Source organism: Paenibacillus caui, assembly GCF_019904135.1.
Taxonomy (GTDB): domain Bacteria; phylum Bacillota; class Bacilli; order Paenibacillales; family Paenibacillaceae; genus Fontibacillus; species Fontibacillus caui.
The window spans coordinates 123,141-132,440 of sequence record NZ_JAIOGQ010000010.1 but is presented as its reverse complement, the minus strand read 5'-3'; the positions used below and the strand labels follow the sequence as shown (position 1 = coordinate 132,440).

At 49.6% G+C, this 9,300-nt stretch carries 8 protein-coding genes and 1 pseudogene; 2 read left to right on the top strand and 7 right to left on the bottom strand.

Features of this window, described 5'->3' with window-relative positions; translation table 11 throughout:
* Nucleotides 1–112, top strand: a pseudogene (locus K7397_RS21985) (group II intron maturase-specific domain-containing protein); the annotation flags it as partial.
* 70 nt (nucleotides 113–182) lie between these two features.
* Here K7397_RS21985 and K7397_RS08305 read toward each other — a convergent pair.
* From K7397_RS08305 to K7397_RS08275, 7 genes are all read right to left on the bottom strand, one after another.
* The gene (locus K7397_RS08305; RefSeq protein WP_223067470.1) at nucleotides 183–1,958 is read right to left on the bottom strand and encodes a copper amine oxidase N-terminal domain-containing protein; all 1,776 of its coding nucleotides are present in this window, start codon (nucleotides 1,956–1,958) and stop codon (nucleotides 183–185) included.
* 76 nt (nucleotides 1,959–2,034) lie between these two features.
* The gene (locus tag K7397_RS08300) at nucleotides 2,035–2,379 is read right to left on the bottom strand and encodes a DMT family transporter (protein ID WP_223067469.1); all 345 of its coding nucleotides are present in this window, start codon (nucleotides 2,377–2,379) and stop codon (nucleotides 2,035–2,037) included.
* 1 nt (nucleotide 2,380) lies between these two features.
* Nucleotides 2,381–3,040 (bottom strand): DUF2304 domain-containing protein, encoded by a 660-nt coding sequence (locus K7397_RS21415; protein ID WP_237690770.1) that lies wholly within the window; start codon nucleotides 3,038–3,040, stop codon nucleotides 2,381–2,383.
* A complete protein-coding gene (locus K7397_RS08290) occupies nucleotides 3,030–3,782 on the bottom strand; it encodes a glycosyltransferase family 2 protein (RefSeq protein ID WP_223067468.1) in 753 nt (250 codons plus the stop codon). The genes K7397_RS21415 and K7397_RS08290 overlap by 11 nt, the downstream gene beginning before the upstream one ends.
* A complete protein-coding gene (locus tag K7397_RS08285) occupies nucleotides 3,757–5,037 on the bottom strand; it encodes an ArnT family glycosyltransferase (protein WP_237690769.1) in 1,281 nt (426 codons plus the stop codon). The genes K7397_RS08290 and K7397_RS08285 overlap by 26 nt, the downstream gene beginning before the upstream one ends.
* 372 nt (nucleotides 5,038–5,409) lie before the next feature.
* The gene (locus tag K7397_RS08280) at nucleotides 5,410–6,642 is read right to left on the bottom strand and encodes a sensor histidine kinase (RefSeq protein WP_223067467.1); all 1,233 of its coding nucleotides are present in this window, start codon (nucleotides 6,640–6,642) and stop codon (nucleotides 5,410–5,412) included.
* A 5-nt stretch (nucleotides 6,643–6,647) separates the two neighbouring features.
* The gene (locus K7397_RS08275; RefSeq protein WP_223067466.1) at nucleotides 6,648–7,355 is read right to left on the bottom strand and encodes a response regulator transcription factor; all 708 of its coding nucleotides are present in this window, start codon (nucleotides 7,353–7,355) and stop codon (nucleotides 6,648–6,650) included.
* Between the two features lie 887 nt (nucleotides 7,356–8,242).
* Between K7397_RS08275 and K7397_RS08270 the strand changes: the two genes are divergently transcribed.
* On the top strand, nucleotides 8,243–9,136 hold the full coding sequence (locus tag K7397_RS08270; RefSeq protein WP_223067465.1) for a copper amine oxidase N-terminal domain-containing protein: 894 nt from the start codon (nucleotides 8,243–8,245) through the stop codon (nucleotides 9,134–9,136).
* Nucleotides 9,137–9,300 lie beyond the last annotated feature (164 nt).

Genomic DNA, 9,300 nt, shown 5'->3' with positions numbered 1-9,300 from the left:
CCGGCGTGGTGCATGGGAAATGTCTCGAAACACAAATAATGCCCTTCCGACTTCTTTCTGGGAAGCGAAAGGGCTGAAAAGTTTGCTTTCTCGTTATTTGGAACTTCGTTAACCTTTTGGAACCGCCGTATGCGGACCCGCATGTACGGTGGTGTGAGAGGACGGGGGTTAGCCGCCCCCTCCTACTCGATTTCCTCTGATATGGGCAGAAAAAGCAGGGTAAACGGCAAATTGCTGCCGGAAGCGGGGGATAGCCAGATTTCGACTTTCTCCTCCTGGTCTTTGGTCCGGTACAAAACCGTGGCACTTTGCTGGGATTCGCCAGGCTTAATATCGACGACTTGCCGGTTGACCCTAGCCGAACCAAAGTATCTTCCGCCTCGGGGGTTAAAGGCGATCAGCGTACCTCGCGAGACGTGGTTCAACATGATTTTGTACAGCAAACCGTAATTGCCGGAATTTATAGCGACTCTGTTAAGTATCCCGTCCATCCCCTCCTGAAAAGGATCTGTCGTGTTATCGGTGAGCGGCAGGCGTTCCGGCTTTTGTCCAACCGTACCGTCATACGTGAACACACGGGTTGAATCTGCAAACGTTCCGCGGACGATCGACTCGAAGGGGTTCAAGTCAGGCAAGGAGGGCAGAGCCGCGATGGGGTCTTGATCAGCCTGGACCATCAACATGGTGTATTCAACCGGCCCATCACTGGTCAGATCGGCATTCATCGATATGATATCTCCGGGAGCAGCAGCGGCGGCATTAAGTTGAGGGAAGAGAGCCACGCTTTCGCCGGGCCCTATTTGCTGGCTCGACTGTTCATTACCGGTTAGGGTAGACTGCAAATACCTTGCTCCAGCCATCCGTCCAGACACCTCGGGAAATGGAGACGGTCCGGCGAAGCCTGCATTTTCAATCTGAATCGAAACGGCCGTGTCATTCCGATTGGTGGCAATCAAGTAAAATCGCGCCTTGGTGCTGAGGCTATTTTTGTGATGAATCATCAGGCGGGTTGGCCCGGAAATGGTGTCCCGATATAGAACCCCTTCCTCATTGACTGATTCAGGCCCGCTGGTGCGGAATAAAATATATGGCTCGGTCGTGTAAGTATACGGCAGTGCCTCATAGAATAAAACCGGCATGCTGCTGATATCGATAGTGCTGCCTGGTGGAGCGATGCGCTTGCCGTATTCTTCCTTACTGTACATCACGTCGGATGTAATTTCGATCCGCTTGCTGTAAGTCGAGGTTAGCCCGTGTTTGTCTTTCACCGTGAGCTTGATTTCGACCATGCCGGCTTCGAAAAAGGCGGGGTCGTTGTTAACCCACTCCCTGCCGGTAATCGCATTTTCGTCATCGGTACTCTCGTCATAGATCGTCACCGGTTCACCGATCCGATATTGATCCTTATCCGTTCTAAAATAAGCTTTCGGAGGTTCGTTCATCGGCTTTTCCGTACCGGTTCTGGAACCCGAGCCACCGGGGTACAGCGTGATTCGATCTCCATCGAGCGTATAGGGGATACGAAAGGCGGACGTCAGCGAGGTGATCGGAACCATAAGGACGCCTTTGTCTTCGTAGGCTTCGCCGCTCATCATTTGTCGGCTTCCGTTGACTTCGTACGTCTTCGTATGTACCCTGTACCGGGCCTCAGTACTGTCTGAGGCTGCGCTGATTTCTTTGGCAGCCGCATCGTAGGTGACCGTATAACCCAGGAAGCCGGCGAGGGAACGGAGACTGACATAGGTAACTCCTTTCCTCACCACCGTGGTGCCGCTTAAGGAATGGGTGGCTCCGTTACTCTGAATCCGGTTGCTGTTTAGATAGAGGATCGTCATTGCGGAGCTTTGGTCTGCCTGTGAAGCGGACTCTATCTGTGAGGTTTCTGCGAATGCAGAAGGTACTTCATAAGAGGCCAACAGAATCGAGGCGGTGAGCAGGATGGCTTTTTGCATTTTCATGTAAGTGTCTAACTCCTTTATGGATTGTTATAGGGTGAAAAATAGAAAAATGCTAAAGCGTATCAGGCGCTGGACGTCATTTTGCGGCAATGATTACCGCTCCCAGAACGATTACGGCGGCCCCAATCCAACGGTTTAGCGGGACGCTCTCGCCGAAGACATACCAGGCGGCAAAAATTCCGATCGCATAAGCCAAACTTTGTAAAGGGTAGACCAGACTCAAAGGCAGGCGGGACAGCACGACAAACCACAGTCCCGTGGACAGGGCGTAAAGCGCAATCCCGAGCAGGATCCATGGCGAGAACAGGACCAAAAAGAGATTACCGATGTGGATGCCCCCGTGCTGTTGCAGACCGATTTTCCAAGCGATCTGCCCGGCAACAAGGAGAATGATATTGAGCAGAAGCATCAAGTACGCCATGTCAACGAATCTCCTCTGTAATCTGGACGTGGGAGGGAACCTGTGCTGGCTGAACAGACCGGTTATTTGCATGGTTATCCGATCGGTGACTGTACTGTCCAAGGGACGTTTCCACAGCTTGGCTTCCCATGAGCCTGGGAGGAGGCTCACGGGTTGGATCGAGCGGATAGGCCGAAGTACGATCCAGTCGATTTTCGACAGAAAGCTCATGCTTCGTGGTCAAATCATGCATTCCGTTTAAATGCTGAGCCGGATTAGAACCTTCCATCCCCTCGCTCGGGTTCCCAGCCGGACCTACCGACATCCCGGCTGCTTGGGCTTCGAGCTTTTTAATGCGCTGCTCCTGAAGGCCCAGCGTCTGGGTCAGAATAATGACCCGGTGTGTGAGGAAAGAGACGGCCAGCGTCAGATGGAGCAGAATGAACAGCACGGCCACCACGCTTAGAAAATAAAGCAGGGATGGGGGATAATAGATATGAATCCACAGCGCGACTTCGTCGAGCAAGGACGGAAACAGGGACAACGCCATCATGACCGAGCTCATCAGGAGCCAAAGAAGCGCATATTGCTCCCGCAGTTTGCGCTTCCGGATCAAAACCAGGATCGTGCCGGCGAACGCCAGGCTGATGCAAAAACTGATGAGGTAAATATTAAGATTCATAGCGATTTTCCCACGCTTTCCTTTTCATCGTTTTCATGAGCAGGACGGACAGGATGACCTTGGACATGTAGTACACAGACTTTAGCGCCGATATGCTCGACACGCCTCCCTGGCGCTCATTCATGACGACCGGGATTTCGGTAAAGGACAGCTCCCGGTTGTAGAGCAGCATCAGTGCCTCCACTTCGGGATAATCGGTCGGGTACTCCTTGGCGAACAGGGAGATGGCTCGTCTTCCGCACAAACGGTAGCCCGAAGTAGGGTCGGTAACGGTCCTTCCGGTCAACCGGCTTAGAAGGGCCGACAACAGACCGATTCCCATTTTACGGGCGAAGGTGGACTGAAAGCCTTGCTTGGTGATAAATCGGGAGCCGATCACCATGTCGGCACTGGTATCGAACATGGCGAACAGAAGCCGGCCCAGATCGGACGGATTATGCTGCCCGTCGCCGTCAATTTGCACGGCATAATCGTAATGATGTTCCGCCGCATAGCGGTATCCGGTCTGAACGGCACCGCCGATACCCAAATTGCAGGTGAGGTCGATGACGTTGACCCCGGCTGCCCTGGCAATTTGGCCGGTCGCGTCGCTGGACCCGTCGTTGATGACAAGAACGTCTGCGTAAGGCGTTTCCCGGCGAAGCCGGTTGATGACCTGTGCGATGCCCTCGGCTTCGTTATAGGCAGGCACGATGACGAGAACCTTGAGGGATTGTTTACGGATTTCCGTTCGGCTCGGCATGAGAAACGTCCCCTTTCTGTGAACGGGATGATGGTTTGGTGAATTTACTCCATATCCAACGGAGGATAGCCACACCGGTCACCGCATCCATCGTGATAATCAGCGGCATAGCGGTGTAGTTATAGCGGTACTCGGGCACGAATGCCAGACGGGTGACCGTCATGACGGCCACGATCAGCATAAGCAGCGTCAAAGGTTGCTTCCACCTCCGAAATGAAGCGATTAAGGCGATCGGGCAGAACCAAACAAGCGCCACATGCAGCAGGCTGCCCAGCGGACTCGGAAGCACGCGGTATAGCGGATTGTGGCCGCTGCCGAAGTACATATGCGTATAAATGTACTTGAGCTTTCCGACGGTGTACCATTTCATGAATACCCAGGTATGCTGCGTAAAGCCGATTTTCAGCCGCTCTTTGGCGACTTCCATCTGGGTTTTGCCATGTTGGTCCACCAGGCCGTCTTCGTAGTTTTTGTCAGGGTAGGTGCCGGCTTTAAACGGATTAATCTGGGTCGAAGCGATAACCACCTCGTTCAGGGAAACGATATTACGGATCACCCATGGCGAGAGGACAATGCCTGTTCCGATGCAGGTGAACAACAGCAGCTTTAGCGTGAGGCGAAGTTCCTTTTTCCAGAGAAAATGAAATACGTACACCGGTACGATCAAAATCAGAAACTCTGGCCGGGTCAGTACCAACAGGCCCATGACGCTTCCGCTAAGCAGAGCGAGAGTCCGTGTCTTGTTCTCAAAGGCAGCCAATTGCAAGCGAATATAGAGAATCAGAAAGAAGCAGGCCAGCGTCTCCGTGAGAACGGCTCCGTTGCTCCAGATAAAAGGCGGATAAACGCTGCTGATAAGCAGCACGATCATGGCTACCTTCGTTCCGGCCAGCTTGCGTGCGATCGTGTACATCAGCCATAGCGTTACCAGACTAAGACCGACCTGGATATACCTAATGTATGGATACGGGTCATGGTGCTGGTAATCTACCAGCTGGTACACAGCCGCCATGAACAGAGGGTATCCCGGGGTAACCTGGGCATTGGGCTCAGTGTCCTTATAGGCGTAAATACCTTTTTCCAGCAGTTGTCGGACCATCACATCGTAATTTAAGGTGTCGTGTGAAATATGGTGGTTCACCGAGGCTAGGAAATCGAGCCGCAAATAAGTTGCCAGTGTGAAGATCAGAAAGATCAACAACATGAGCAGCGGCTTTTTATAAGTGGGTGAAACCTTGGAGATGATTGTGTACATTCGAGATTTGTACTCCTTCCTCTATAGACATTCAAAGTACCGGGACTATACGTCCGATGAATGATGTCTTTATGCTGAACTCAAGAGTACCGGAGAGTTCTTAATGGGAGACTATTTAAATGCTTAACAAACGCTTAAGTATTTTAGTGGATTTTGGTGATTTTTGTTCATTCGTTTGGACGTTTAAAAGGCAAACGCATGACGGATTTCTCGTACAGAAACCGAGTGGATGGGGGGAAGTAAAAATTGGTGTGAACGACAAATAAACTCCAGCCTAGTGGCTGGAGCGGTTTTTAGCTGTCGTTGCATGCTTCAATGATTCGATACATGCTGTTCGGTTCAGAGTAATGCTGACTTTTGTTTTCGAGGGAATCATATTGGCGACGGAACCGCAGCGGGAAGCCGGGTTTCAAATACCGTCTGTTTGGTAGAGCTCTCTACGGAGATTTGCCCTCCGTGTACCTCGATGATACTCTTCGTGATAGCCAGTCCGAGCCCGGTGCCGCCGGTGGCTTTGGAACGGGATTTTTCGATGCGGTAGAAGCGTTCAAATATATACGGAAGGTCCTGTTTCGGAATCGGTTCTCCGTCGTTACAGATGCGCATGCTGACATGCCCGTCCTCCTGAGCAATATATATGTCGATATACTTGCCGCTGCTTCCGTATTTAATCGCATTGGAAATCAGGTTTTCATACGCACGCACCAGGTGATCCCCGTCGGCGCGTACCGTCACCGGCTGTTCCGGGGCATGAATTTGAAGTGTCATGCCCGCCTTCTCCAGGCTAGGAACGAATTCTTCGGCCAACTGCTGGAAGAACCCGCCCACATCCAGCTCTTGCAAATGAAGGGGCATGCCATTGTTGATCCGGGTGTACTCGAAGAGATCGTCGATGAGCTTTTTGAGGGTAAGTGATTTTTCATAGGCGATATTCATGTAATAGCGGAGTTCCACCTCATCGGTATAACGATCCTTATCGATGATTTCCAGGAAACCAAGAATGGTGGTCAACGGGGTCCGCAGGTCGTGGGAAACGCCTGTAATCAAATCGTTTTTCGTTTTCTCGGCGTTTCGCTCTTCCTGAATGGAACGGTTTAGCTGTTCGCTCATCGCGTTGATGCTGTCCGCAATCCGGCCGAGCTCATGGTTCTCCCTAACCGGGATTTGATAATCAAAATGTCCCTTGGCAATTTCGGTCAACCCGTGATGGATTTCTTCAAGATAAGAGTGTATCTGTTCGGATAAGCTGTTGATGTTCCCTGCGATGGTACCAAGTTCATCGGCGGTTTTTACATCAGCGGAAGCGTGAAGCCTGCCACTCGCCATATCCTCCAGAACAGCGGCAAGTTCTTTGGCATTTCGAACGAACGACCGGGTGGCGGCTATATAGAGAAACACAAAAAAGCTTACGCCTAATACCACGGCGGTGGTCTGGGAACCGATATGGTTGATCACCCACCTGATGGGCACGTTATATGGCCGATACACGATCCAATAGGAGGCGAGCAGCCAACCGAGCAGGACGAACAGCAGCGTTAGCGCGATACAACCGATGAACACCGCAAGGAACTTCCACCGTATGCCGATGTATACCTTGGTCTTCATGCCTGCTACACCTCCTTCGTCGATTTCATTTTATAGCCGATGCCCCAGACGGTTTTGATGTAATCGGGGTGCTGGGAGTCTTTCTCGATTTTTTCGCGGAGTTTGCGAATATGGACCATGACCGCGTTTTTCGATTGCATGAATGGCTCGTTCCATACTTCCTCATAAATTTTGTCCATACTGAGCACGATTCCTTGATTGAAAGCAAGCAGTTTCAAAATATCAAACTCACGGGGCGTCAGCTTCACCTCTTGGTCATCAACCGTCACGGTATGCGTTGCGGTATTTATCACCAAGTCGTCGATTACGATCTCATTTTCGGCGGGAATGCTGCGGTAGTTTAACAGCTTGTACCGTCGGATCTGAGATTTAACCCGGGCGACCAGTTCCAGTGGATTGAACGGCTTGGTGACATAATCGTCAGCACCGATGCTGAGGCCCGAAATTTTGTCGATATCCTGGCTTTTCGCCGACAGCATAATAATCGGGGTATTGTTCTCCTCGCGGATTTTCATGCATGCTTGGATCCCATCCATTTTGGGCATCATGACATCGAGAATGATCAGATCCACCGGATGGCTGCGCAGGATGTCCAAGGCTTCCAGGCCGTTAGCCGCTCTATATAGATCGTATCCTTCATTTTTAAGATAAATTTCGATCAGCTTTATGATATCTTTCTCGTCATCAACAAGCAGAATGGCTTCTCTGGACATGCGGTATTTACACCTCTTTGAATAAGATAAAAATTAAGAGTGAGCTATATATAGGATTATACACCAAAAATCTTAACATTAAGGTCATGAAGTTCTTAACATTCCCTTAAGGCTTGAACCTACCCTGAACTCATGAGAACTATCCAATAAATGATGATGCTAACTGATTATCGGAGGTTAAACTAACGGGCAGTTATGTGTAGCAACTGAATAAAGACATACACGGGTCATGTATCCAAGCAGTCTGAGTAGAGTATGCATAATCTGTTCATACCTAAAATGAAAGGTGACGTTGACTTTTGGCCAAACCAAGCATGCCCATCTACTTCGCACCGCAAGACCCTATAATTCCAGGAGATCCTACTGCACCTACAGATCCTATTATACCAACTGACCCGAGGCGCGAGTATGAAAGCGTTTATGCCTTGGTTCGTCCGGTGGAGACATATAGATAAACACTTTAGTAGTGTTTGGTGCCAATACGTTAACTATAGGGGGTGCCTTTCGTTATTTCCCACAAAATGACGAAAAAAGCAAAATATATGCAAGAAATGTTGACATCCACGAGCTACATATGTAGTATATAAGAAATCTACACGTGTAGTTTTGCAGTCAATCCCGAAAATACTTCATATGAAGATTATTGGAAGAAAGCTTCTACTTTGACAGAGCCGGCGCCGAAACTGCCGGATGATCTGCCGGAAGTTACAGCTTTGTGAGATCAAGAATTATAGGCCCATACAGCGGCGAGTATAGCAGAGAAATCAAGGCAGAAGCCAAAAAACTGGGCAAGCAGATCTATTCCAAGAAAATCAACTGTTTGAGTGACAAAACTCAAGGAATATCGAAAATTTCATAAAGCTTTAGAAGATGGGAGTAGTTAAGAAATGAAAAAATGGATGAAATTTCTGATAGTGATCTCTTTACTAGGTGGCCTGCTGGCTGTAGAATCTTCGGCTTACGCGAGCACGCCAGTATCAAATCAGGTATTTATCAACGGAATGATAGAAGACAGCGCGATTACTATACAGGGAAGGACATTTGTGCAACTGAGGGCACTCGATGATCCGGAATGGCTTACTTATACCTATGATGCGAAGTCGCGAACGGTCTCTGCTCGGAGCAAGGATAACAGCAGAGTCGTGGAACTGAAAGCAGGAGAGAAAGTGGCTACTGTCGATGGAAAGAAGACGACCATTGATGCCGCGGTTGTTATCAAGGATGGCCACACGTATGTGCCGCTGAGGTTTATTAGCGAATCGTTGAAAGCATACGTTACATATAATAGTGAGGACAAGCGTGTGATTATCCGGACGCCGGCTGGCGAGAAAGCGTACAAAAAGCTAATTAGCGGCGATCTGACAGAGGCGCGTACAATTGCGATCAGTCTATCTCGGGTTTTCGCCAAAGATTCATTAACTCCTCAGGGAGAAGGTTTCACGACAGACTATACGTTTCCCGAAGGCCAGGCGATGCGTTTCATGGTCGATTACAAGTCATTAACTAACTATGTGGAGATCAACGAAGATGGTTTGGCGGAAGTGAAATGGCAGAAAGACACAAGTAATTTTCCCAAAATAATTGAGAAGGGGACAAAACCGGTCGACTTCGGCAAACAAGTATTCTTCACCGATAGTTTGATGAACGACCTGCTCATATACGGCAAGATCGACTCTAACGGCAAAAGCATGGAGCTGGGTCGGATTGACCGTTATCAGCAGTCGCAATACAAAAACGTCATTATAGTACCTATCGAAGGAGAGCTTAGAAACGGACGATAAGAAGTAGGACGATCTGCATCACACCTTGTGGTTAAGTGAAAAAAGTCGAGGTGGAAGTAAGAAGTCCGAAAAAACATGATTAAGTTAACGGGACACTGTAGCTTATAAATAACTAAAAAACGCGGCTGCCGGCATAGATCGGTAGCCGCGTTTTGCGCTATACC